Source organism: Mycobacterium attenuatum (assembly GCF_900566085.1).
GTDB classification, from domain to species: Bacteria; Actinomycetota; Actinomycetes; order Mycobacteriales; family Mycobacteriaceae; genus Mycobacterium; species Mycobacterium attenuatum.
This window is the reverse complement of the sequence record NZ_UPHT01000107.1, coordinates 1-24753: the sequence shown is the minus strand read 5'-3', so window position 1 is coordinate 24753 and position 24753 is coordinate 1. Positions and strand designations below refer to the sequence as shown.

Below are 24753 nucleotides of genomic sequence, written 5' to 3'. Positions count from 1 at the left end.
GCGAGATCTGCCCCTGGCCACCGAGCCTGGAGCCCGATTCGCTTGCGCAACCGCGCCTGCTGGCCGTCGCGGGGTTCGACCACACTCGATCGATCATCGGGTAGCTGACAATGGAGCAATTGAGCGGTCTGGATGCCGCGTTCGTCTACTTCGAAGCTGCCGGCGGGGCGCACGTCAGCTCTTTTGCGATCTACGACCCGGCGACGGCTCCGGGCGGCACCGTCAACTTCGGCGATGTCGCCGCGCATATCGGCGCCCGGCTTGGCGCGGACCGTGCATTGCGCTCGGCGCTTGCCCGGGTCCCGTTAGATCTGGATCACCCATACTGGTTGCGCGACAAGAACTTCGAGCTGAGCCGGCACCTGCACCACCTGACCTTGCCCCGCCGCGGTGACTGGCGGCAGCTCTGTGAGCTGGTGTCAGAACTGCATGCTCAGCGCATGGATTTGCACCGCCCTCCCTGGGACTGCTACTTCATCGACGGACTCGGCAAGATCGACGGATTTCCGGACGGCGCTTTTGTGGTGCTCTTCACGATGCATCATTCCGCGGTCGACGGCATTACGGGCATGGGCATCGTCGGCGCGCTGCATGACCCCACCCCGGAAATCCGGCCGGCCCCGCCGGACAACTGGAACCCGGAGCCGCGTCCGTCGCCGCTGAACCTGCTCGTCCGCGCCGCGGTCAGCTACGCCCGACGACCGCCCCAACTGCTGTCTGCGGCCAGGCACAGCGTTCCCGTCGTGGCCCGGATGCCCGTGGCGGTTACCCGGCTGATGTCGACCGACCGCGTGGAACACGGACTTTTCGGCGGCGTGCCCCACACCCGGTTCAACGACCGCACCGACAGCCGTCGCAATTTCGACGGACGAGCCTACGACCTGGCCGCAATCCGGGCCGCACGCACGCGGGTGCGGGGAGCCACGGTCAACGACGTCGTGCTTGCGGGCATCGGGGGCGCGCTGCGCCGCTATCTGCTGGACAAGGGGGAGCTGCCCGAATCTTCGCTTGTCACGGTCATCGCGATGCAGGAACACATCAAGGGCCGGCGCGGAGCGAATCAGCTTGCCGTGGCCCGTGCATCGCTCGGCACGAACATCGCCGACCCGCTATCCCGGCTGCGGGCCGCGCACGAGTCCAGCGCCCGCTCGAAGGCCTTCATCGAGGCGGTGGGTCCGCGCTCGTTCGTCGAGTACGCCGAGTTCTTGCCCGGTGCGCTGCTGGTGCCGGCGATCCGTCTCGCGAGAGCGGCGCACCTCGGGCAGTACTGGGACACCTCGTGGGTTGCCAACACGTACGTGACCACCATGCGCGGCTCGCAGTCCCCGCTCTACCTCGTCGGTGCTCGGATGATCGCCAGCTACGGTTTCACCCCGTTCTCGCAACGAAATGGGTTGATGCACAGCGCAGTCAGTTATTGCGGACGCATGCTCGTCAGCATCAACGGCTGCCCGGCCGTGCTGCCGGATATCGAGCACTACGGCGATTGCATGGACGCGTCGTTCGCTGAACTACTGCCGCGTGCGGATCTCGACATCGCGTCCAGAGTGCGGCCGATCCCCGCGCGATAACCTACCGGCCACCCGTGGAGAGCTTTGATGCACAGTCGAATATTGGTGGAGGTGCAAGATGGCTGACCGACGCAGGCTCGGCATCCAGGACGCCCTGTGGCTGGAAATGGATCGACCCAACAACCTGATGGTCGTCGACACGGTGGTCTGGACTGCCGATCCGCTGGATTGGGGACGGGTGCGCGAGGTCCTCGAGGATCGGCTCATCAACCGTTACCCGGTGTTTCGCAGTCTGGCGGTCCAGGATCACGACGGCTCGTGGTGGTGGGAGCTGGCCGACGATTTCGACTTCGGGAAGCACGTGACCGTCGTGGACCTCAAGGATCCCGCCGACCGCCGCGAGCTGCAGGCCTTGGTGGCCAGCCATCGCACCGAAATGCTCGACCGCACTCGGCCACTCTGGCAAGGCATTTGGGTAGACCGCTACCGGGATGGCAGCGCCATGATCATGCGGACACATCACGCCGTCGCCGACGGGATGCGCATGGTCGAGCTTTCGATGAGCCTATTCGACGCGTCGCCCGCAGGAGGTCCCATCCGCGGTCCCGGTATCGTGCAGCACGCCGCGCGCCCCCACCCCCCGGGGCAGCCGATGCGGCAACGGCTGCGCGCGGCAGCGGGCCGGGCGTCCGGTACCGCGCAGCGTGCGAGGTCACTGCTCGAAGAGACGGTGAGCGACCCAGGCGGACGGGCGACGGACGTGGCAGCCGGCATGATCGGGGTCGCTGCCGCAGTGCCTCGCATCCTTGGTCGTGCCAATGAGTTTGGGCGTCTGGCGTTGCAGAACCCGTTGGGCGCCGGCCACACGATCACCACGTCGGCACGCTCTGCCATGTCGGACGCGGCCGAGTCCGTCGGCGCCACCATGCGGGCAGCCGTGCCGGGTAGCGGCACGCTGGTGGACGTGTTCTCCGCTGCACCCGGTGACGTGGACACCCTGCGCAAGCTGCTGCTCGGCACTCGCAACGACTCGACCATCTGGACCGGTACCGCGGGCCAAGACAAAGCGGTGGCGTGGTCAGAGTCCATCCCGCTAGCCAAAGTCAAGGCGGTGGCCACGGCGAACAACTGCACGGTCAATGACGTGCTGGTGACCAGCGCAGCCGGAGCATTGCACGACTACCTGCAGGCCCACCATGCCCACTGCTCCGCAGTGACCTTCATGATTCCGGTCAACCTCAAACCCGTCGACGTGACGCTGCCCGACAACCTTGGTAACGAGTTCGCCCTGGTGCAGCTCGAACTGCCCACCGATGAGGCCGATGCGCTCCGAGTCCTGGCCGTGGCCAAGAAGCGGATGAACCGGATCAAGCACGGCCACGAGGCGGCGGTCGCGTTTCGCCTGCAGGAGACCATCGCCGGGTTCAACCGGCAGCTGTATGAAGCGTCGGTGGACCTGTTCACCAACCGTACGATCGGTACGCTCACGAATGTGCCCGGCCCGCCGATGCCGGTGTACCTGGCCGGTAGCAAGGTGGCGGGCATCGTCGGGTGGGCGCCGGTATCGGGTAACCAGCCTATGAGCTTCACGATCTCCACCTACAACGGCAACGTGGTGGTGGGCATCGCCTGTGACCAAACCCTGGTGCCCGACCATGAAACGATCGTCGACGGGTTTGCCGTTGCTTTCGAGCGGTTGCTGGCCGCGACGTCCGCAGTCAGCTCCTGAAGACAGGTCTTGCCGAAAGCGAACTACGTTTCGTCGCCGTCGCGATGCGCAAAGGTCGCGATGATCGCCTCCCGTGGCGAGCGCCAGGTCATCCCGAACTCGGCCAGGGTGCGCGAGTCGTCGGTGGGGGTCGCCGAGGTAAGCAGCTGTGCCGCTTCGAAACTGAATCCGGCGCCCAGCGGCAGCACCGCGCCGATCACGTCGGCCATCTTCCCGATAGCCCGAAATGTACTGCTAGAGACAGGTATTCGCTTGATGTGACGCCCGCAGCCGGCCTCGAGCGCATTGATCATTTCGTCGAAGCTCAGCATCGCACCGCCGCACAGGTAGCGTTTCGGCCCGCGGCCCGGACTCATCGACGCCACGTGTACGTCGGCGATGTCTCGCACGTCGACCATCATCATCCCGGCGTTGCGCAATCGCGGTGCCACGCCCGTGCGGACGATCGTGGCCCAGCCCTGCTCGGTGATCCCCGGGTTCGTCATGTAGGCCGGGCCGACCACGCTGGACGGATAGGTCAGCACGATGGGCGCACCCTCGTCTTGCAGCCGGCGGGCAACCCGGTCGGCGTAGCCTTTCGTCTTGGCATAAGCCGACCTGCCCGCGGAGGTCGGGGTGTCCGGTCCGATCACCGGACCCGGCGGCGGGAAGAGGGCGCTGTAGCTGTTGATCGACACGATCGGGTCCAGCCCACGCTGATGCGCCTGACGCAGTACCGCCTCGGTGGCATACGCGTTGACCTCCCACATCAACTTCTCGCGCCGGTTGTCGGTGCCGACGACGCCGGCCCCGTGCAACACGGTTTCGACGTCGTCCAATAGCCGCGAGACGGTATCGGGATCCCGCACGTCGCCCCGCATCACGGTGATCGCCCCGAATCCCGAAAGCTTATGTAGCAGTGGGGGATTGTTCCACCCGGGCTCGGCGAGGAGCCGCACCCGGTGGCCGGCCGTCAACAGGCCACGAACGATGTGTGCGCCGAGATATCCGGTGCCGCCGGTGACTGCGATCTGCACGAATTGGTGACTCTACCGGTCGGCGGCAGACAGCCGGGTGCCTGGCCGTGCGTGCGCTTAGTGGCTGACGCGGAAACGCTTGTGACTCGACGTCGCTCCGGACACCATCTGGACTCGGCTTCTGGGCAACCCGAGGTGGACTGCCAGTAACCGGGTGACCGCGTCGTTGGCCTTGCCGTCGACAGCCGGTTCGCGCACATAAATTGTCAACCCACCGTCAGGACCGATTTCGACCAGCGGACCCTTGCGGCTGCCCGGCTTGGCCTTGACCATGACGATGTCGGTCATGCGTGGTGAGGTTACTGCACCATCGCAAGGTTTCCCATCGAGCGTTCGGGGCGATGCACGGGGCGTGGATGCTCGCCTCCGGTTGTATTCCCGAAAGTCGTCGGGCACGGCGGTCCGTGGCTGGCGGCACGCAGGCCGCACGCCCACACCGGCGATGCCGTGGCCTTAGCCGGGAAGCCTGAGCGGAGAATGTCACATAGTCACACGAGTCTCTGTAGGTTAAGCGCTCTTTGTGTCCGCCTATGAGCAACAATTCCTTTGCGCGCCTCGGGTTGTGGGCTTGTCGCTGGGAGGTGGGCAAATTGCGTTTCGCCTCGACGAGAGACTTATGAGGCAGATGTGACAGCCGGGACTAACGGGTCTCGTATGTCGAATCAGTGGTTTCCCAGCGTATCTGGGCTAGCTTGTGCCCCCCATCAGCCGCCTACGACACCCATTAGTTGTTGTATGCCGTACGCCCCGCAAACGGATGCGTCGTGCTCACGATCTTGGCGATGCAATGGTCGCGATCAAATCCTTGGCTCCTGCACCATGCCAGCGCGCCCGCGGAGTCGGGAAAAGTAATGCCCGCGACGGTAACCCAGAAATTCGGTGCGGACAACGTAGACCAGTCGCCCGACCAGAGAAGTCTCGCACCAGGGTAGCGCTGCCTTAGCTGGAGGTGTTCTTGCAGCGTCATGGCGTTATCCCATATGACGCCGTTGTCGACGACGCCGGGCCGCTTGGAACTGAGTTGCGGTATCCAGCGGTCAGCGAGGTGGGTGCTGGCGAACGAGCGATCGCCGGCGACGATTTGACGCAGCTGCTGGTCGGGATCTTGCGGCGCAGAGGTACCGACGGTGCTCGTCGTGCGGGGCAGTCGTGTCGCCGAGGAAGACTCTGTCGGATACGAGGTCTGCCCAGGGGTGGAGTAGGGGATCGTCGGCAATGCGGTATCAGATAGTTCCTTGAGCGTTCTCCTTGATATTGCGGACCGGGACCCGTAGGGGGATAACTGAATTGCGCGTTGAATGCCGGGGGGCCACCAGGTGCCATGCTAGGCGGGGGAGCAAGCCACGTATTCGTCGCCGACGGCGGAGGCGGTTCGGCCGAAAGGGCACGCTTGGCGGCGCGTCCCAGCGCTCCAGCACTGCCGTAACGGTCGTCAGGATCCTTTGCCATGCCGCGCGCGATGACGTCGTCGAAACCCGCTGGAACGCAAGCGTTGAGGGCACTCGGACGGGGAGGTGGCAACGACAAGTGACCCGCGATGACTTGCTCCGTATTTCCCGGGAACGGTGTTCGGCCCGTCAACGCTTCGTACAGAACGCAGGTGAGCGAGTAGATATCGGCGGCCGGTGTTACTTGCTGGTCACCGAATCGCTCCGGCGCCATATAGTGCCAACTACCGACTTGGTAACCCACCATCGTCAAATGGGTTTCGCCTTTGGCTTGGGCGATGCCAAAGTCCACCAGGTATGCGAAATCGTCTGGCGTGACGATGATGTTGTGCGGTTTGATATCGCGATGGATCAACCCGTTGGCAGGCGCGGCGTCCAACGCCGCCGCAATCTGCCGGACGATGTCGGTAGCCCTCCCCGGCTCCAGCGCGCCCGCTTGGAGCATCTCGTGCAACGTGTGACCGTGCACCAGTCGCATGTCGATGTATAGCGTGTGGTCAATTTCTCCCCAGTCGTGGATCGGGATGACATGCGGCTCTTCGAGAATTGCCGCGGCGCGCGATTCCCGGAGAAACCGCGTCCGGAATTGTTCGTCGTCGGCGAACTGATCGGTGAGCACCTTCAACGCAACGCGTCTGCCTTCGTCGGTGTCAAATGCTTCCTACACCTCACCCATGCCGCCCTTGCCGATCGGCCCACGAATCTCGTACTTGCCGGACATTCGGCCGACAAGAGACCTCACGGCAATCCCTCCTTCGCCCTGGTGAGTCCTTCTCGGGCAGATCGGACTGCACGGATGTTTGGCGAGTCAGCTTTGCTTGTGGTGCCGACAAGGCTCATCGGCGTTCGGCTCCGATTGCCTCTTGCGCGAGGACTGACTCAGGTCGACCGTTGACAGTCGGCAACACCGCTCGGGCGACCGAATGCAGGAAACGGAGAACGGTTAGCACTCGCAGGCGAGGCCATCGTTGTCACGGTCCTGCCTCGGGCAGTAGGCCGGATCGTCGCTGGGGATGTTGCATCTGCCGTGCGCGTGCGCGTCGGTGCAGTTCTTGTAGACGCAGCTGCCGGTTGAGCTCAGCTCGGTGCAATTCGCCTCGGCAGGCTCGGTCCGTGCTACCGGGGCGGCGCCGAGGGCGATGCCCCAAGGCACGGCGGTGATTGCTACACATACCAGCAATTTACGAATCATCGTCGATCCGCTCCTTGTGAGGATGCCCGACCCTGTGGGACGGAGCCTACGCCGCGTTTGCTGATCGCACAATCACCGGCACTCCAAAATGATTGCCGGCAAACGCATTCGAATCGGATACTGGCGACTCAAGTCGCAGCAATTCACATAGCCAGCAGGCTGCACTGAGTTGAGGCTCTTTCAGTTGCGTCCGCCCTGCGCCAACAGTATTTGCCCCACCGCCCCCGAAACGCGACTTGGGCACGATGTCCGGCGAGGAAGTCGAAGTCGCGTCGACTTCGACTTCCTACAGCGGTAACTACCATCGGCCCGCGGCAAGCGCCCCGAGCCTCCGACGAGCCCATCACCCTCGCAAAGCCGACGCAAAGATCCCCGGCAGCGCGGTGGGCTTGCCATCCACCAGGAACTTGACCAGCCGGCGGATCGTCGTCTCCGCGGTCTTGTTCGTGACGAAAAAGACCGGCTTGGGCGATATCGTCAACTCGCCTCCGATGATGGCGCGCGGTGACGGCCGGAACGGGATCTCGGCGATGGCCTTTTGCACGTGCTGCAACAGGAAGGCGTTGTGCACCACCCCGGTGCCGCTGCCGATGTCCTGCGGGGTGTGCCCGGGGAAGGCACCCCAGGGCGTGTATCCCAACAAGAAATTCATCGCCGACCACACGTTGACCCCGATGTCGCCGTAGCGCAGCCCGGAAATCGCGTCGTCGAAGGCCGCCGCGTTCGCCTGGCTCGTCTTCGGGTCGATGATGATCGTCGCGCCTAGCGTGCCCGGCAGCACGTCGTTGGCGAAATCGACTGCATTGCGCATGAATTCGCGCGCTGTCTCTCCGGGAAGCCGCACAATTCCGAGGGCGCCGGCGAATACCTCGTCGCGCAGGATGCTGGCGCCGCTGTGCGGGTCGACATCGGAGATGAGCACGCGGCTCTTGTCGCCACTGAGGAACTCCGCGCCGCACATCCCCTCGCAAGCCTGCTCGGTCTTCTCTTGCGAGCGGGGGTAGTAGGTGCGGCGGGGCTCGACTTCGCGCATGACGGAACGAATTTCGGCGATGAGCTGGTCGGCCAGCGGCCAATCCTCCGACACAAGCATGACCTGGGTCGCGATGCAGTTGTGGCCGGCGTTGTTGAGCTTGCTGGATGCGATGTGCTCGGCCTGGAACCTGATGTCGGCGTCGCTCCAGTCGCCCGGCACGACGATCACGGGGCTGAGGCCGCCAAGCTCGGCCGAGATCGGCTTGTCCAGTAACGGGGTGTTATTGGCCTTACGAGTCGCCGCCTCGGCATCGCTGCCCCACACGATCGCGTCGTAGGTTGCCGCCGAACCCGTCATGTGAATGGAGTCGACCTTCGGATGATGGGCCAGGTAGCCACCGACGTCGGCGCCGCCGTAGACAAAGCGCAACCAGCCACGCGAGACGAAGTCATTGAAGATCTTCTCGTAGAACGGGCCGAGGTAGTCGTTGACCGGATTCATCTTCACGACGCACACGTTCCCCTGTGCGAACAACTGGTCGAGGATGTCGAGGGTCGTAATGGTTCCCACATTGCCGGCGCCGAGGACCAACGCCACCCCCGGGCGGTCGTAGCCGGCGCCGCGGTACATGCGGGCCGCGTCCTGGCGCGTCTGCTCGGCGCTGACGCCCGGCTCGATCCAGACCTGCGCCTTGTAGCCATTGAGCAGCAACCGGTCGTAGACGGTGACCGGGAAGACGTCGACGACGACCTGGCCGTTCGGCCTGGTATGTACCGCGCCGGCCTTGATGGGCGCTTGCCCGGCACGCAATCGGCTCAGCACCAGGGCGTGCGACTTGACGCCTTGGACGAAAGCCCACACGCCGGTCAGCCAGTCTTCGGCGACCCAGCTGGAGGTCGAGGCGACACCCTTCGCCCTGTCGGCCGCGGCCACCATCTCCGGGGCGAAATTGAGGACCTTGCGCGGTAACGCCTCCAGCAGCGTCGCCTTGGCTTCAAGCGAAAGGGCGACCCAGCTGGCCGCATTAGCGTGCACAGCGTCGAGCGCCTTATCGAGTGCCGCTGTGTCGAGCGATGCCTGTGTGGTCATGGGTCGTCCTATCTTGCAGTGGCGACGATGGCGGAGGCGACGCCGCCGGGCCGATCGCTGATGAGGACGCCGCCCCGGCTGCTTTCCACCTCGATGCCTGTAGCGTGCGCCGTTCGCCGCGTGGTCGAAAGGGGCCAAAGGTCCTGACATCGACTCTCGGAACGCATTCGAACCCGACGACAGCGCCGTTCGGATTCATGCCATCAGATCGCCCATCTTCTGCAGCATGGCGACGACGTCGTCGGGCAGCGTCGTCGGTTCTTTCCCCACGGCATAGCACCCGAGGATGATTTCGGCTGAGCGGTCGATGATTTCGACCATATCGGCGGCTCGGCGCAGACTGCGGCCGGCAACCAGGATCCCGTGGTTTTGCATGAGCACCGCCCAGCTATCCCGGGTGGCCTCGGCCACGGCGTGGGCCAACTCGTCGGTTCCCGGCATGATGAACGGCACCCGCGGGATGTCACCGAAGAACGCGGCCTCGGTGGACACTGGCAGGAAAGGCAGTCCGGTGTTAACGAGCATGGTGGCGTGCGGCGCATGGGCATGCACCACGGCCTGAGCGTCGGAACGGGCGCGATACACCAGGCAGTGCATCATGCGTTCGCTCGACGGCGACGGCGCGCCGGGATCCAGACCGTGTCCATCCAGGTCGAGGCGGACCAGGATCTCGGGCCGCAGATCCCCCTTGAACATCTGGCTCGGGGTGATCCAGATTTCGTCGGTTCCCGGGATGCGCACGCTGCCGTTGCCGCCGGTGGCGGTGATGAGTTCGGCGGTGTAGAGCTCGTGCATGGTCTGCAGCAATTCGTCGCGGATGTCTCCGGCCGACCCGAGTGGCGCGGCAGTCGGCGCCGCGGTGGTGGGCCTACCGGCCGGCCTTGCGGTGGCGTCGGGAATGGCCGCCAGATCACCGGGATCACCGGCTTGGGCGCGGGCTTCTTGGTAGAGCCGGGCCAGGTCGGCCTGCATGTCCTGCAACGCCATGGCTTTGGTGGTGTCGCCGCTGAATGAGAGTCGCCCGCCCATGGCGGCCTGCATGGGATTGAGGGCCCCGGTGAACATCCCGTCGAGAATCTCGGCGCGCATGCGCAATTCGACGTCAACGGGCGCCGGAGGCTCGCCCAGGCCAGCGGTGATCGTCCCGTCGCGCAGCTCCAGGAAGAACACCACATCCACGTCAGTGAGCGCGAATTGCAGGGTGACGGATCTGCCTGCGGCAAAAGCATTTAACGCGGCATCACGCATGATCCGTTCGACAAAGCCGGCCAGGATGCGCCGCATGCCCTCCCGCGCCTGGGGCGGTACCTGCGCAGTGTTTGCCAAAGGCGATGCGGGCGAAGAGGATTCGGTCGCCTGGGCGACACCCCGGTCAATCTGCAGATCCGACACCGCGGGCCCTGGCCGCCTGGCCAGCCCCTCCACGACGTCGGGTGCCGGCGCCGGACGCGACGCGTTCCAGTCGAAGCCGGACAAGGTGTCGGGGTTCAGGACATGGTGCGGCGTCTCGCCGACGAGTAACCGACGCAGGTCCGCGGCGATGATGCGGCCCTGGTGTGCGGCGACATCGGTGGTGTTGCCGCCGACGTGCGGCGTGGCGATCACGGTGTCGAGAGCCAGCAGCGGGTGATCCGATCCGGGCGGCTCGACGCTGAAGACATCGAGCGCGGCCCCGCCCAGATGCCCGCTGCGCAACGCGTCGGCCAGGGCCGACTCATCGACCAGCGCCGCACGCGCGGTATTGACCAGGTAACTGCCCGGCCGCATGCGGGCCAGTGTGGCCGCGTCGATCATCCCCCGAGACTGGTCGCTCACCGCTGCATGCAGGCTGACGAATTCGCTGGCTTCCAGCAGCTCGGCCAACGACACGGGCTCGGCGTCGGCCAGCACGATCTGCTCGGCACCGACATACGGGTCGTAGACGAGAACGCGGGCGCCGAAAGCGCGTAATCGCCGGGTCACCGCGCGTCCCACCGCACCGAAGCCGACCAAACCAATTGCCTTGAAACATAATTCACTGCCCTGCAGGCTGGCAAACGCCTGACCCATCCGGCCCATGTCCCCGGCCGCGATGCCGGGCTGATGCAGGAACGCCGACGCCGCAGGTAACCGGCGGGCCAGCATCAGCAGGAACGCTAGGGTCAGGTCGGCGACGGCGTCGGCATTGCGCCCGGGTGCGTACAGGACCGGGATGCCGAAGACGGTGCATGCTGCGAGATCGACGTTGACCGCGTTGCCCCGGCACGCGGCGACGACCCGTAGCTCGGGCAGCCGCCGGATCGCGTCGGCGTCCACCACGTCCACTTCGGTAATGAGCACCTGCACCCCGGTCAGCGCCTCGACCAAGCTCGGCCCGGTGAGCAGCCGCATCGCCGTGCGGAAGCTGGCATATTCGACGTCGCCGAGGGCGCGCAAAGCCGCCAGCCCTGCGTCGTCGATGTCGGCCGTGACCAGGATGCGCGGACGCAGCCGCGGCCGGCGCGCAGTGGCCGCGGCAACGCTCATCGCCTTGAGCGCGGCAGGCAGGATCAGTTGTGACGCAAGTGCTTCGGAGTCGGCGCCGGCGGCACGCAACTTCTGCCAGCCGTCGTAGAGGCCGCCGTAGGCGCGCACCCGCTCGCCGTCGGGAAGCGCCGTGCGCGACTGCCCGCGGAATCGCTGGGCGCCTTCGGAGAGGTCGGCGAACGCGCCGGCGGCAACATCGGCACACACCGCCGCACCCAGCGCGGTGGACTCCGGTGTGGCGCCGACTTCGACCGGTAGCCCGACGACCTCACTGACCAGCTGCGCGAACACCTCGCTGCGCGACATCCCGCCGGCGAGGCTGAACGCCACCAGCTGTGTCACAGCGACGTTCCGCAACTGCTCGAGGTTGGCGCGCACGGCATAGGCCATGCCCTCGACCACGGCGCGCTCCAGGTGGCGTCGGCGCTCCAGGTCGTGGGCCGTGCTCAGGTGTGACAAAGTCAAAGTCCCTGTCGGAAGCCGCATCTCACGCGCATTCATGACACCGGCGCCCAGGGTGGACAAGATGCCGGCAGCGCCGGGCTCCGACAGGCCCGCTTCGGCCAGGAAGCGGGCCACCGGATGGGCGGCCTCGGGATACAGGATGCGCGCCAACCAGTCGAGCGCCTCACCCATGGCTCCGGCATTGCTCTCCAATACCCAACGGTCGGTCAGCACATGGCAGCCGGTCCACAGCCGCTCGTGGGGATCGATCACCGGCCGATCGAGGACCAACTGGACCGGAACCGAGCTGCCCGCGACGGCCGCGACCTGTCCCGGCGCCACAGCGCCGACGCCTAGCATGGCGCACTGGGTGTCGGCGCCGCCGACCCCGACGGGAGTCCCGGCGCGCAGGCCGAAGATCTCCGCCGCCTCGGCCGTGACCGCGCCCAGCTGCGCGCCCGCGGGGCGCACCGGCGGCAGCACGCGAGGCGGAATGCCCACTTGTTCGGCCAGGTCGGTAGCCCAACCACGCTGTGCCACATCGAATAACAGCGTAGAGCTGGCTTGCGACGGCTCGCTGCCGGATTCGCCACACAGGCGGTAGGCGATCCAATCGCTGAGCGTGATCACCGTGGCCGCGCGCGCCCACGCATCAGGGTTCGCCGAAGCCAGCCAACGCAGTCGCGCCGCACTGGCCAGCGGACAGGGCCATTGCCCGGTGCGGGCGTACAGGGCGCTGCCCTGCTCGCCTGCCAGCTGCATGGCCTCGACGGCGGCGCGGGCATCACGGTTGGGGGTGGCCAACAGGGCGTTGCCGTGGGCGTCGAGCACGACCGTGGTGTGCCGCATGCTCGTCGCCGCCACGGCCAGCACGTGATCCGGCGTGGCGCCGGCAGTCGCCAGTGCCTCGCGGGCGGCTGAGGCCAGGCTTAGCCAGATCAGCTCCAAGTCGAGATCGGCTCCCAATCCACCGGTTCCGGGCGCGGCCGGGTGGGTCCATGGCCGGAAGATGCGGGTAAACCCGCCCCCCGCAACGTCGACGAGCAGGCAATGCCCCCCGCTGCCCCCGGCGTCGAGGGCCATCAGATAGCTCGCATTCACCATGACCTCCCGGCGTTATGACCTGATTCGACCACCGCTCACCGATCCCGAGTAGGGTCTGAAGTCCTTCGGCGCCGTCTGGTGGGTCGCCGGCGACGCGATGGCGCACCGCCCGTCATCGGCCCCGGCGAAGCCTCCTGGACGGCTGGCACTGCGCGCCGGCGCCGGGAAATGCCGAAACCGTGTCCTCGCCGGAGAATTCGCGCGTCCGGCTCATTGCCGGGGCGCACCGCCGAACGACGGTGGCGCGGCGGATTCGGCGGTGCCCCAGACCATATCCGGGTAGGGGGAGAGTGAGAAAGTCAGGTCGGCACCGGTGCGAATGATCGATTCCGGCAGAAACGTGCGGTCGGTGGGCCGGCCGTCAACGCTCAGGCCGGAGATGTACTTCAGGCCGTTGGGTCCGGATGCGCCCGGGGCGAAGATCCGGATGGATTTGCCCTGCGGGATCGAGATTTGGGCGCGATCGAAAAGCGGTGTGTTGACGGTGAGTATCGCTGTTCCCGGGGTGCTCGGGTACAGGCCGAGTGCGGCCCAGACGTACCAGCTGGACTGGGCGCCGAGGTCGTCGTTGCCCGGCTCGCCGTCAGGCCTGGGACCGAACAGTTCGCTGCGGATCCGATTGACGGTCTCCTGGGCCTTCCACGGTTGACTGAGGTAGTTGTACAGCCACGGCACGCCGAAGTCCGGCTCATTGCCGGCCCACATGAAGGGTTTGTTGGGGCCCACGTTGAGTTCGGTCACGAAACGGTCGAGCCGGTCGGCCGCGGCTTCGCGGCCACCGAGCGTGGCCGCCAGGGCGGCGACGTTGTGCGGCACCAGCCACAGGTATTGCTCGGCGTTGCCTTCGTCGTATCCGTCCTGTCCGAAACGCCAGAACGGCTCCACAAAACCCGGACCCGGCGGGAACGCGCCCTCGGCGTTGCGCGGCGAGAGGTAACCGGTGGCGGGATTGAACAGGTGCTGCCAGTACTGTGCCCGGTTCAGGAATTCGGCGGCCGTGGCGGTGTCACCCAGCGACTCGGCGAGCCGGGAAATCGTGAAGTCATCGATGGACCACTCCAGGGTGATCGACGCACCGGTGATCGCATGATCGGTGCCGAACTCCGGGGTCTGGGGTGCGTAGCCGTGCTCGAGATAGCTGGCAATGCCGGGCCGTTCCACGTAACCACCCCGCCCGACACCGCCGTTGGTAGCCGCATCCACCATGTAGCGCAATGCCGTTCGGGCGTCGAAATCCCTGGCGCCGTAGACATAGAGGTTCACGATCAGCGGTACCGCGTTGTCCCCGCTCATCTCCCCGGTCGCTGCGTTCGCCAACGCCCAGCGCGGCAGCGCTCCGCTTTGCTCAGCGTCGTTGACCAGCGACTGGGCCATGTCGCTGGCTCGGTCGGGAAACAGCAGCGCCTGTAAGGCCGCCAGGCACCGGTAGGTGTCCCAGTCGGAGAAGTTGGCGTACTGGGCATGCCCCCGTGCCACCGTGTGGATGGTTTCGTCGAATCCGATGTAGCGGCCGTCGGCGTCGTTGAATGTGTTGGGGTGCAACAGTGACCGGTACAAGGAGGTGTAAAAGGTTTGAAGATCGCCACGATCGCCGCCGGCCACGGTGATGCGCGACAGTGCGGCGTGCCACGCGGCCAAGGCGCCGGCTCGTACCTCCTCGAAGGTCTGTGCGCCCTCGGCCGCCAGGTTTGCCCGGGCGCCGTCGACGCTGACGTAGGAGAGTGCCGTGCGTACCTCGAGCATCGTGCCGGCCGGGAACTCCACGTACCCGCCGCTGAGCGGCGAATCCGCTGACCGGGCGCCGGGGGAGATCGCGTGGCCGTCCCAGGTGCCGTAGCCGGTGAACGGCCGGCTGAACTTCATGGCGAAATATACGGTGTAGGTGTTGTTCTTGCCGCAGAATCCGCCCGTGGTTGCCGATCCAGTGATCGTGGCGCCGTCGTCGCCCAGCCGCAGGGTTGCGGCGTCGTTGCCCTTGAGCAAGGCGCCGGAGCGCACGTGAAACCGCGCGGGCCGACCGTTGTTCGGGTAGCTGAAGCGGCCGACGCCGGTGCGGGTGGTGGCCGTGAGTTCCGCGCTCACGCCGGTGTCGGGGAACCGCACCGTATAGTAGCCGGGCGCGCCGATTTCGGTGTCGTCGTGGGCGATCCGCTCCCAGTAGTCCCAGGGCGCGGGGCCAATCTCGCTGGTGGTCGGCAACATTGAGATGTCGCCGAAGGCGCGACAGCCCACCGAGGCGTGGGTCATGCTGAATCCGGTGGACTGGTCGTTGTCGTGGTCGTAGCCGGCGTACGTGTCGGTGGTGTCCGGCGAGTACTGCACCATGCCGAATGGCACCGAGGCGCCGGGAAAGTTGTTGATCTCACCCACCGATTCGCCACCCGTGCCGGTGCCGATCAGCGTGTCGACGTGAGTGATGGGGCTTATCACGAACGCCGGGGGATCGGCGTAAGCCGCAGGCGGCGAATGGGTTAGCGCCAGGCCGACAAGCGCCGTCATCAGCGGCAGCAGCAGGAGGAGGAGCCTGAGGAGCCTGAGTGAAGCCATGGCTATCGGTTCCTGTCGGCATCTCTGGGTCGCTGCGCCGGGACAATCCGGCGGCGCGGCCGACGTCCTTTGCTGGGCCGTCGCGATGTAGTGTGCACCGCCCGTCGCGCGAGCGCTCGGTTATCGCGGATTGCGCAGCACCGAGTCGATGCGGTCAACGAGGTGGGCGCCGAGTGCCAATGCGCGCGGGCTACCGCGGCATTGGATAAAGATGCCTTACCCCGTGGCCCCGGATGTGGCGCCCGGGGCCAGCACTGAAGGGCCTATGACGACGAAGGCCAGTCGGCGACGAATTCGCAGGCGATGCCGTTGTGGTTGAGGTCCAGATCGGCCCTGTAGTGGGGATCGATGCTCGGGACGTTGACCATACCCTGGCTGGCTATGCACTGCGATGAGTCGGACCCTGCGCTTGCCGCCGGAGCCGCACCGATGGCGGCCGCCGCGATAGCCGCGCCGACCAGAAGCGTACGAAACATAGGTCGTCCTAACATTTCAGCCCTAACATTTAAACGAGTGGAACTTCGACTCCGAACAACGCGAACGCAAGCGATTTTGTTCCGCTGAAGGTGGCCGACGGTACCGCGAATATGGGCTAACCGTTTCGGCTTTGAATTTTCCGGGTTCACTTTCGTTTTCGCAGTGTCGGAAACTTTCCATCGAGCAGCCTCAGAAAATTGTTGGCCAGGGCGTATGCGAGCTCGATGTGAACCACCAACTTTCAACGGATTTCGGCCGGGGTGCGATCGCACGATGCGTTGCGCGTCGCGTCGGTATTCGGCCTAGCCTGTTGCCGGTTTGGCGTGTTTGGCAAATAGACACACTGCTGATGGTCCGTCTTGGCGCTGTTGTCTGCGGTCTGATCATGTCGTCAGTGCTGTTTGTTCGCGAAACAGTCACGGAAAAGACGGACGGGTCCACTTCGTCGGCGTCTGGGAATGGCCGTAGCGGGGCAGTCACTCTCAATGATCTTCTTACCGCCCCGGTGTCCTCGCCGTGCGAACACGATCCCGGCACTCGAGCTGGAGAATCGGACCGCGTGACCCGCCATGCCGGTCACAATGGCCACACCAGCATCGCCGAGGTGGCCGGCATATGCGTCGCAACGGGCCCACGCCGCCGCCGCCGGCGTGGCGGTGGGCGGCACGCGTCAACCGATGATGGGTAAGCGGCGCTTGGCGGCCAGCTCGTCGAGTCCCTTTTGCATCACCTCGCGTACGTGCGCGTCGACCTCATCGACATCGGGATGCGCACCGAACTGCGCGGCGATATCGATGGGTGCGAGCACCTGGATGATCATCTTGCTGGGCAGCGGCATGTTGAGGGGCAGCACGATGCTCAATCCGAACGGGAAGCCGAACGTGATGGGCAAGATCTTGGAATGCAGCAGCTTGTCCAGGCGCAGCGCGTGCGCGAGCCAGGTGCCGCGAGACAGGAACAACTGGTTTTCTTGTGCGCCAATGGTGACCATCGGAACGATCGGGACTCCGGCGTCGACGGCCGTGCGGACGTAACCGGTGCGCCCGCAGAAGTCGATGGTGTTGCGCGACCAGGTCGGCCGGTAGGCGTCGTAGTCGCCGCCCGGAAAGTCGACGACCACGGCGCCGGCCCGCAATGCCGCGGCGGCGTTTTCTGGAGTGGCCCGGATGTAACCCATGCGCCGCAACCACTCGGCGGTGGGGCCGACCAACATGATGTCGTGGGTGAGGGTGTAAATCGGCCGGTCGTAGCCAAATCTGTCGTAATAGTCGACGGCGAACAACGCCTCGTCCATCGGCAGAAACCCACCGGAATGATTCGCCACCACCAGCACCCCGCCGGGCGGCAACAATTCCAGGCCGTGCACCTCCGAGCGGTAATACCGCTTGACGATCAACCGGGCCAACCTCATCTCGCGCTTGGTCAGGCCTGGGTCCCACTCGGCTATTTCGTTGTCTTGCATGGCTATTCCTTGCCCCGGTTGCTTCAGTATCGCTGCCGTCACCGCAAGCGGCGGCGAATCCGGGTCCGGCATCGCCGGAACTTGCGGCGGGTACGCGTCGGCACGATCCGCATCGCGGTTCAGTCGGACAGGTTGATGACGTCGGGCCCCGGTGTTGTGGCGTAGAGCTTGTCGATCTGCGCGGCATACTTTTCTGCGATCGGCTTGCGTTTGAGTTTCATCGTCGGGGTGAGCTCGTCTCCGCCGGGTTCCCAGGGGGTATCGACGATGAGGAAGCGCTTGATCTGCTCGACGCGGGACAGCTTGGAGTTTCCCTCCCGCACAGCGGCGGTAAGCATTTCCCTGGCCTCGCGATGTTGCGCGAAAGCGGCCACCGAGGGGTCAGCAATACCGAGCGCGGCGGCTTTTGCGGCCGTGGCTTCACGGTCAAGGACGACCAGTGCCGTCACATAAGGCTTGGCATCCCCCAAGGCCACCACCTGGTCGATCACGTCGGACGTGGCCTGGACGGCCATTTCGATGTTGCTGGGGGACAGGTTCTTTCCCGATTCGTTGACGAGCAACTCCTTCTTGCGGTCCACGATCGTGACGAAGCCTTCGGCGTCGATGGTGCCGATGTCGCCGGTATGCAGCCAGCCGTCGGCGTCGATCGCCTCGGCGGTCTTCTCGGGCTGGTGCCGGTAGTCGCGCATCACGATCGGCCCGCGGATCAGCAGTTCGCCGTCGTCGGCCATCGTCACCTCGACACCTTGCAGCGGCTTGCCGACCGACCCGACCTTATTGGCGCCCGGGCGGTTGGAGGTTGCGCCGCCCACGCATTCGGATTCTCCCCACACTTCATAGACAGGAATCCCCAGGCCCCAAAAGAATTCGATCGTTTCCACCGGTATGGGCGCAGCACCGGTCACACCCCAGCGCAGCTGGTCCAGGCCCAGGGCGGCGCGCACCTTGGAAAGCACGAGACGGTCGGCGATCTTGTGTCGCAGGGCCAGTGTCGGCGACAGCGGGTTGCCGGCCAGCGTCTGGCGGGCGGCGCGGACACCGGTGTCGATGGCCCACAGCGCCAACCGCCGCTTGATACCGGTCGCCTCGGTGTCGAGCTTGGTCTCGATCCCGGCCTTGATCTTGTGCCATACCCGGGGCACCCCGAGCCACACCGTGGGCCGAGCATCCGGAAGTGCCTGCGCTATGGTCCGCGGGTCGGCGACATCGGTCACCTGCACGCCGTCGACCATGTTGGCGTAGTGCGCGGTGACCCGGTCGGCGATGTGCGCATGTGGCAGATATGAGGTGATCCGATCGACGGGCCGCATGCCGACGAGGTCGGCGATCGCGGCGAATTCGGCGATCACATTCGCATGGGTGAGTTCGACGCCCTTAGGCGGCCCGGTGGTCCCCGAGGTGTAGATGAGCGTCGCGACGTCATCGGGCCGGACCCCGCGCCATGCGGCGTCAAAGTCAAAATCGGCTTTGGCTCCTAATGATTCGATGTCATTGAGGGTCAGGAATCCGTCGACGTCGACAGTGGCGTCGACGACGATCACGTAAGAGATGTCGGTGCCGGCCGCCTTGACTGCGGGCAGAAAGTCGTTCTCGGTGAACACGATCGTGTTCTGGGCGTTGCTGAACAGGTAACGGATCTGGTCGGGGGCCGAGGTGTTGTAGATCGAGAACGGGATCGCGCCCAGATGCATGACGGCGGTGTCGGCCAGGTGGAACTCGGGGCGGTTGCGCAGCATCAGACCAACGGTGTGGCCGCGTTCGACGCCCAGCGCCGCCAGCCCGGCGGCAATCTTGTGCACCCGATCGGCGTATTCGCGCCAGGTGATAGCCGTCTCGTTACCGGTGGTGCGCAGGGCCACCGAATCCGGCTGCAAGGCCGCGGTCGCCTGAAAGGCCTGCGGCAGAGTGGAAACCAGCGCTCCGCTTCGGTGCTGAACCACCGTGGGATCGTCTTCGGTCATTTCCGTGCTCCTTCGACGACGAAATCCCACGCTGTTGCGGGCGCAGTCCGCCCGCGTCCAGGTGATACCCCACCCGCTGCGGCTAGGCCAGATCTTTGCTCGTTTTTCGTGTCGGCAGTAGGGCCGATTGTCCTCAGCGCCGATGGTCTTAGACCTCGAGCGCAGCTGCCCGTGCGATCGGGCGCAGGTCAACCGTCGTCGATGGAGACGACGAATCCGGCTCCGATGAGGGCGGTCAATACCTCCTCACGGTGTGTCGGACCACGCGTCTCGAGGGTGAGGCGCACCTCGACTTCGTCCAACGCCAATTTGCGTGCGGTACGAAAGTGCACGACGTCGAGCACGCTGGCGCCGCTCGCGCCGACCACCGCCAGTAGCCTGCTGAGCCCGCCGGGACGATCGGGGATGGTCACCTTCACCGCGAGATAGCGGCCGGCCGCGCGCAGCCCGTGGGTGACCACGTGGGTCAGCACCAGCGGGTCGATGTTGCCGCCCGACAAGACCGCGCACACGGGGCCGTCAAGCTCCAGTTCGGGCGCCGATGTCATCAGCGCTGCCACGGCCGCTGCCCCGGCCGGTTCGACGATGAGCTTCGCGCGTTCCATGCACAGCAACAGCGCACGCGACAGCGCCTCTTCGCTGACCGTACGAATAGAGTCGCCGAATGCCCGCACGTGAGCAAAGGGGATGGTCCCGGGCAGTGCCACCGCGATACCGTCGGCCATCGTCGACATCGACCCCAGGCGCACCGGATGTCCGGTGGCCAGCGAAGCCGGCCAGGCCGCAGCGTTGGCGGCCTGCACTCCGATGACCCGGACCTTTGGTTCCAGAAAGTGTGCCGCCGTGGCTATTCCGGCCACCAGCCCGCCGCCGCCGGTCGGGACAACGATGGTGGCGACATCCGGAACCTGCTCGAGGATCTCCAGCCCGACGGTGGCCTGGCCGGCGACGATGTCGGGGTGGTCGAACGGGTGGATCAACACCGCGTCATGTTGCTCGGCATAGTCCCGTGCCGCGACCAGCGCATCGTCGACGGTATCGCCAATCAGATGCACGTGCGCGCCATACGCCTTGGTAGCCGCCAGCTTTGGGAGGGCGACCGTGACCGGCATGAAAACCGTCGAGCTGATTCCGAGTTCGGTCGCGGCCCATGCGACGCCCTGCGCGTGGTTGCCGGCGCTGGCCGCCACTACGCCGCGCGCCCGATCCTCGGCATTGAGGTTGGCGATCCGGTTGTAGGCGCCGCGGGGTTTGAAAGATCCAGTGCGTTGCAGATTTTCGCATTTGAGCCACACCTGTTGGCCTACGCAATCCGAGAGCAGGCGCGAGGCGATGATTGGGGTTGGCCGTATCACCGGCTTCAGCCGATCCGCCGCCGCGTTGATCTGATCGAGCGTCAGCAGGTTCACAGCCGGACTCGCAGCGCCGGCACCGGCGGGCACATCAGAATTTGCGCCCCGTGCCCGGCGGGCCGAGCGGCCCGGATGGCACCGGTGGGTCGCCGATGAATTGCCGCACCGGCCGGCGGCCTAAGAACCAGGCGCGTCCGGCGACGGCACCACTGGTTGTCGATGGCGTGCATCTGACCTCCGGAATAAGCCTGTGGCTCAATCATTTTCTGGGACGAAGAGGACACCGGGGTTGAGGATGCCCATCGGGTCGAAACTCTGTTTGATTCGACGCATGAGCGCTATCTTCGCGGGGTCTTCGAGTTCGAGAAAGTATGAGGTCTTGGCACGGCCCAGACCATGCTCGCCGGAGATTGCACCACCCAATTCCATTGCCAGCGCAAAGATGTCGACCATAAGCTGCTTCCTTTTCACCGGATCCTTGCACATGATCGCCATATGCACGTTGCCGTCGCCGGCATGCCCGCAGCCGATCGCGGCGGCGCCCGCCTGCGCTGCCATAGCACGCGCAGCGCTGAGGAATTTCGGCATCGACGCCCGCGGAACGACGGTGTCGATGATGTCGTCCGCGCCCGCGGCCTTGGCCGCCCAGAAGGCTTTCTCCCGCGCCTCGATCAGCTTGCGCGCCGAGGCTCCCTCCAGCACGTAGGCGTCGATCGCGCCCAACTCGGCCAGCATCTCACCGGCGGTCTCGATATCCTCGCGCAACCGATCGGCGGTGCGGTTCTCCACTGCCACAAGAAGATACGCCTGGCAGCTGTCGCGAACATGGTTCGGGATATTCAGCTCGAGGTTTTGGGTGTGCACGAGTGCGGCCATCGTCAGGTTGTCGACGTACTCCAAGATGTAGGGTGCGAGCCCGCTGGCGACGATTTTCGGTACCGCCGCCATGACCTGGTCGAAGTCGGCGAACGGGGCCAGCACACTGGCGCAGTGGTCGAGCCGCGGATGCAGCTTGACGATCACCTCGGTGGCCAGGGCCAGGGTTCCTTCGGAGCCGACGATGAGCTGGGTCAGGTCGTATCCGGTGGACACCTTGGCGATCTTGCCGCCGGTCCGGATGATCTCGCCCGTCGGCAGCACCGCCTGCAGGCCGAGCACGTTATGGCGAGCGATCCCATATTTGACCGCGCGCATGCCGCCCGCGTTCGTTCCGACGTTGCCGCCCACGCTCGACGACAGCTCACCGGGGTGGACCATGTACGCCAGCCCCGAATCGGCGGTCGCGGTGTCCAACTCAGTGAGCGTCACCCCGGGCTGGACAACGGCGACCTGGTTGGCCGTATCGACCTCCAGAACCCGGTTCATCCGCTCGAAAGAGATCAGCATGCCGCCCTCGCGTGGGCGCGCCGCGCCCGACAAGCCGCACCCCGACCCGCGGGCCGTCACCGGCACGCCATGTTCGGAGGCGGTCCTCAGCAGCTTTGAAACTTCTTCTGCGGTAGCCGGTTTCACAACGTAGGCAGGCTTTTGCGGCGGCTGCGTCAACTCCTCGTCGTGTGAATAGTCGTCGGGAATCGCGTCGCCGGTGAGCACATTGGTGCTGCCGACGATGCTCAGCAAGCCTGCTGTCATGTCGCTCATAAAAGCCTCGTGTTTCTGAAGTGCGGGACAGCGCTTCACTCTATGCGGGTCCCACGCGGGCGCGAGCACTAGTCTCTGGTGGTTCTCGGGATGCTATGCGACTTGCACTTCATCCGCGGGGCTGCACAGTTCGAGCGGCGCGTTCACAGTGCGACGGACACACGCCGCGGCGGGATCTGCTGTGGCGGGTTGTACGGTATCGGACTCGTCGTGCTGTTGAAGGTTGCCGGGAACGCTGTACCCGCCGGCCAACCGCTGGCCCAGGCAATACGGCGTCGACGAGCCGGTGGGTCATCTGCGTCAGCTCGCCTGGCCGCTGCGCAGTCGGTGCTCGACGAAATCTGAGGCAGACCCGTTTGGTGTTCCAGACGCTGTGCCGCTTGGGGTTGGTGGGTCGTGGTCCACCGTAGAGCGACTCGGTTGAGGTGAATTCGCCGTGGGCTCAATGAGGTGGGTTGGCCTTGCAGCGCCAGTCTTCGATGCTCGTACAAACTTCCCGTAGCGAGTCGAAGCGCCACGAGTTGAGCAGCCCATCGCGGAGTCGGCTGTTGAACGACTCGACCCAAGTGCTCTGCCACGGCGCGCCGGGATCGATGAAAAGTGAACTGGCACTGTTGCATCAGCACCAATCATGCAGGGGGTGCGCCACGAACCGCGGGCCGTTGTCGCATCGCACGTGGTGTGGCGCTCGTCGCTGTATGGCCAGGCGAGCCAAGGCTGCGACGACGCCGTCGGCGTTGATGGCGCGTTCAAGCGCGATCGCCGGTGCTTCGCGGGTGACCTCGTTCGATGACGTTGAGCATCTTGATGCAACCCCGAAATTGCTGGCTGAGTCGCGCCTTTCGGTTATCTGGACGACCGGCGTTATTCTTCCCGCACTCGGCGGGCCTACGGCTAACCCTGTCGTCGTTGTGCCGTTGGCTCGACAGCGTCGACCTCGACGTGACCTCGGTAAGCACCGAGATCGTGCTCGACTTCATGCGGTACTGCTGGCAGACGCCGATCGCGGGCAGACCGATCGAGCCGAGAAACGATGTTATTCATCGCGAGCCTTTAAGTTGGCGAAGTGGGTGTAACTCAAGCCATCCGATCCTGAGTTGCCGTACAGTCGCCCGCCGGCCCCACCGAGCCCTGCCGTACCACCCTTCATGCCAGCTCCGCTTGATCCGCCGGCCCCGCCGGTACCGCCATCGCCGAACCATTTTGCGGCACCACCAGCTCCACCGCTACCGCCTGCACCACCATTACTGCTGGCGCCCGCCCCACCATCGCCCCCGTTGCCGAACGTTCCGGCTTGGCCACCGTTACCGCCGTTGCCACCGACGCCTCCGGCCCCGCCTGCTCCGGCGTTGCCGCCGTCGCCTCCGTCGCCGTACAAGAGTCCGCCGTTACCACCGTTACCGCCGTTGCCTCCGATGCCACCGTTACCGGACCCATTGTTCGCGGTTCCGCCTGCTCCGCCGTTGCCGCCGTGGCCGAAGAGTTCGGCTGCTCCGCCGTTACCACCGTTGCCGGCTCTGGAGGCGGTGCCGACCGCGGTTCCGCCTGCCGCGCCGTTCCCGCCGCTGCCGAAAAGTCCGGCCTCTCCGCCGTTGCCGCCGTTGCCGCCGGTTCCGTTATTGCCGGCGTCGCCGCCGGCTCCGCCGCTGCCGCCGTTGCCAAACAGCCCTCGACTGTTACCGCCGTTGCCGCCGTTGCCGCCCCAGCCGGATAAGCCACCGCTGCCGGCTAGGGCGTTTCCACCTGCTCCGCCGTTGCCGCCGTTGCCGATGAGTCCGGCTGCTCCGCCGTTGCCGCCCTCGCCGCCACCGCCTGATCTGCCCACACCGCCGGTTCCGCCGTTGCCACCATTGCCAATGAGTACACCGCCTACCCCGCCATTGCCGCCGGAGCCGCCTGGTGCGCCGCTTCCGGCTAGGGAGTTTCCGCCTACACCGCCGTTGCCGCCGTCGCCGATGAGTCCGGCTGCTCCGCCGTTGCCGCCATTGCCGCCGCCACCGCCGACTCCACCGGCCCCGCCGGCCCCGCCGTTGCCGATGAGTCCAGCTGCTCCGCCGTTGCCGCCATTGCCGCCGGTGCCCTCGGCTATGGTCGCGGTTCCACCGGTTCCGCCGTTTCCGCCGTTGCCGATGAGCAGTCCGCCGTTTCCGCCGTTGCCGCCGTTTCCGCCGGTTCCGCCGGTGCCGCCGTTGCCTCCGTTGCCGATGAGTCCGGCTGTTCCGCCGTTGCCGCCGTGGCCGCCGGTGCCGCCGGTTATGGTTGCGCCGCCGCCGTTACCGCCGGCGCCGCCGTTGCC

The 24753-nt window shown here is 65.8% G+C and carries 13 protein-coding genes and 3 pseudogenes; 2 read left to right on the top strand and 14 right to left on the bottom strand.

Annotation, left to right across the window (positions count from 1 at the left end):
• The first annotated feature begins 110 nt into the window (after positions 1 to 110).
• Both EET13_RS17660 and EET13_RS17655 read left to right on the top strand, forming a co-directional pair.
• Positions 111 to 1571: a wax ester/triacylglycerol synthase family O-acyltransferase gene (locus tag EET13_RS17660; protein WP_122443494.1), complete on the top strand. Its 1461-nt coding sequence runs from the start codon at positions 111 to 113 to the stop codon at positions 1569 to 1571.
• 58 nt (positions 1572 to 1629) lie between these two features.
• Positions 1630 to 3240 carry a WS/DGAT domain-containing protein gene (locus EET13_RS17655; RefSeq protein WP_122443493.1) on the top strand — a complete coding sequence of 537 codons (1611 nt, stop codon included), beginning with the start codon at positions 1630 to 1632 and terminating at the stop codon, positions 3238 to 3240.
• Positions 3241 to 3263: 23 nt separating this feature from the next.
• On the opposite strand, the gene EET13_RS17650 is transcribed toward EET13_RS17655, so the two are convergent.
• The 14 genes and pseudogenes from EET13_RS17650 to EET13_RS30465 all read right to left on the bottom strand — a co-directional run.
• On the bottom strand, positions 3264 to 4256 hold the full coding sequence (locus EET13_RS17650; protein WP_122443492.1) for an NAD-dependent epimerase/dehydratase family protein: 993 nt from the start codon (positions 4254 to 4256) through the stop codon (positions 3264 to 3266).
• Between the two features lie 57 nt (positions 4257 to 4313).
• Positions 4314 to 4544, bottom strand: a complete 231-nt coding sequence (locus tag EET13_RS17645; RefSeq protein WP_122443491.1) for a DUF167 domain-containing protein — start codon at positions 4542 to 4544, stop codon at positions 4314 to 4316.
• A 436-nt stretch (positions 4545 to 4980) separates the two neighbouring features.
• A pseudogene (locus tag EET13_RS17640) lies at positions 4981 to 6446 on the bottom strand (serine/threonine-protein kinase).
• Positions 6447 to 6647: 201 nt separating this feature from the next.
• Positions 6648 to 6896, bottom strand: coding sequence for an excalibur calcium-binding domain-containing protein (locus EET13_RS32600; protein WP_122443490.1), 249 nt, complete (start codon positions 6894 to 6896; stop codon positions 6648 to 6650).
• 343 nt (positions 6897 to 7239) lie between these two features.
• On the bottom strand, positions 7240 to 8961 hold the full coding sequence (locus tag EET13_RS17630; RefSeq protein WP_122443489.1) for an aldehyde dehydrogenase family protein: 1722 nt from the start codon (positions 8959 to 8961) through the stop codon (positions 7240 to 7242).
• 195 nt (positions 8962 to 9156) lie between these two features.
• On the bottom strand, positions 9157 to 13014 hold the full coding sequence (locus EET13_RS17625; RefSeq protein ID WP_122443488.1) for an NAD(P)-dependent oxidoreductase: 3858 nt from the start codon (positions 13012 to 13014) through the stop codon (positions 9157 to 9159).
• Between the two features lie 228 nt (positions 13015 to 13242).
• Positions 13243 to 15561, bottom strand: a pseudogene (locus EET13_RS17620) (GH92 family glycosyl hydrolase); the annotation flags it as partial.
• 263 nt (positions 15562 to 15824) lie between these two features.
• Entirely contained in the window at positions 15825 to 16037 is a 213-nt protein-coding gene (locus EET13_RS17615; RefSeq protein ID WP_122443486.1) for an excalibur calcium-binding domain-containing protein, read from the bottom strand.
• Between the two features lie 671 nt (positions 16038 to 16708).
• Positions 16709 to 17500 carry a 1-acyl-sn-glycerol-3-phosphate acyltransferase gene (locus tag EET13_RS17610; RefSeq protein WP_122443535.1) on the bottom strand — a complete coding sequence of 264 codons (792 nt, stop codon included), beginning with the start codon at positions 17498 to 17500 and terminating at the stop codon, positions 16709 to 16711.
• A gap of 119 nt (positions 17501 to 17619) precedes the next feature.
• A complete protein-coding gene (locus tag EET13_RS17605; protein WP_122443485.1) occupies positions 17620 to 19464 on the bottom strand; it encodes an AMP-dependent synthetase/ligase in 1845 nt (614 codons plus the stop codon).
• 188 nt (positions 19465 to 19652) lie between these two features.
• Complete coding sequence (gene ilvA, locus EET13_RS17600) at positions 19653 to 20873, bottom strand: threonine ammonia-lyase (protein WP_122443484.1); 1221 nt, start codon at positions 20871 to 20873, stop codon at positions 19653 to 19655.
• Between the two features lie 198 nt (positions 20874 to 21071).
• Positions 21072 to 22457: an FAD-binding oxidoreductase gene (locus tag EET13_RS17595; protein ID WP_122443483.1), complete on the bottom strand. Its 1386-nt coding sequence runs from the start codon at positions 22455 to 22457 to the stop codon at positions 21072 to 21074.
• A 442-nt stretch (positions 22458 to 22899) separates the two neighbouring features.
• Positions 22900 to 23052, bottom strand: coding sequence for an integrase core domain-containing protein (locus EET13_RS32850; RefSeq protein WP_122443534.1), 153 nt, complete (start codon positions 23050 to 23052; stop codon positions 22900 to 22902).
• Between the two features lie 441 nt (positions 23053 to 23493).
• Positions 23494 to 24753, bottom strand: a pseudogene (locus EET13_RS30465) (PE family protein); the annotation flags it as partial.

What these genes read in the sequence shown, in the direction of transcription:
- EET13_RS32600 (WP_122443490.1), bottom strand. Translation starts at nt 6,896, where the DNA reads ATGATTCGTAAATTGCTGGTATGTGTAGCAATCACCGCCGTGCCTTGG.
- EET13_RS17625 (WP_122443488.1), bottom strand. Translation starts at nt 13,014, where the DNA reads ATGGTGAATGCGAGCTATCTGATGGCCCTCGACGCCGGGGGCAGCGGG.
- EET13_RS17610 (WP_122443535.1), bottom strand. Translation starts at nt 17,500, where the DNA reads ATGCAAGACAACGAAATAGCCGAGTGGGACCCAGGCCTGACCAAGCGC.
- EET13_RS17595 (WP_122443483.1), bottom strand. Translation starts at nt 22,457, where the DNA reads ATGAGCGACATGACAGCAGGCTTGCTGAGCATCGTCGGCAGCACCAAT.
- EET13_RS17645 (WP_122443491.1), bottom strand. Translation starts at nt 4,544, where the DNA reads ATGACCGACATCGTCATGGTCAAGGCCAAGCCGGGCAGCCGCAAGGGT.
- EET13_RS17615 (WP_122443486.1), bottom strand. Translation starts at nt 16,037, where the DNA reads ATGTTTCGTACGCTTCTGGTCGGCGCGGCTATCGCGGCGGCCGCCATC.
- EET13_RS17660 (WP_122443494.1), top strand. Translation starts at nt 111, where the DNA reads ATGGAGCAATTGAGCGGTCTGGATGCCGCGTTCGTCTACTTCGAAGCT.
- EET13_RS17630 (WP_122443489.1), bottom strand. Translation starts at nt 8,961, where the DNA reads ATGACCACACAGGCATCGCTCGACACAGCGGCACTCGATAAGGCGCTC.
- EET13_RS17605 (WP_122443485.1), bottom strand. Translation starts at nt 19,464, where the DNA reads ATGACCGAAGACGATCCCACGGTGGTTCAGCACCGAAGCGGAGCGCTG.
- EET13_RS17655 (WP_122443493.1), top strand. Translation starts at nt 1,630, where the DNA reads ATGGCTGACCGACGCAGGCTCGGCATCCAGGACGCCCTGTGGCTGGAA.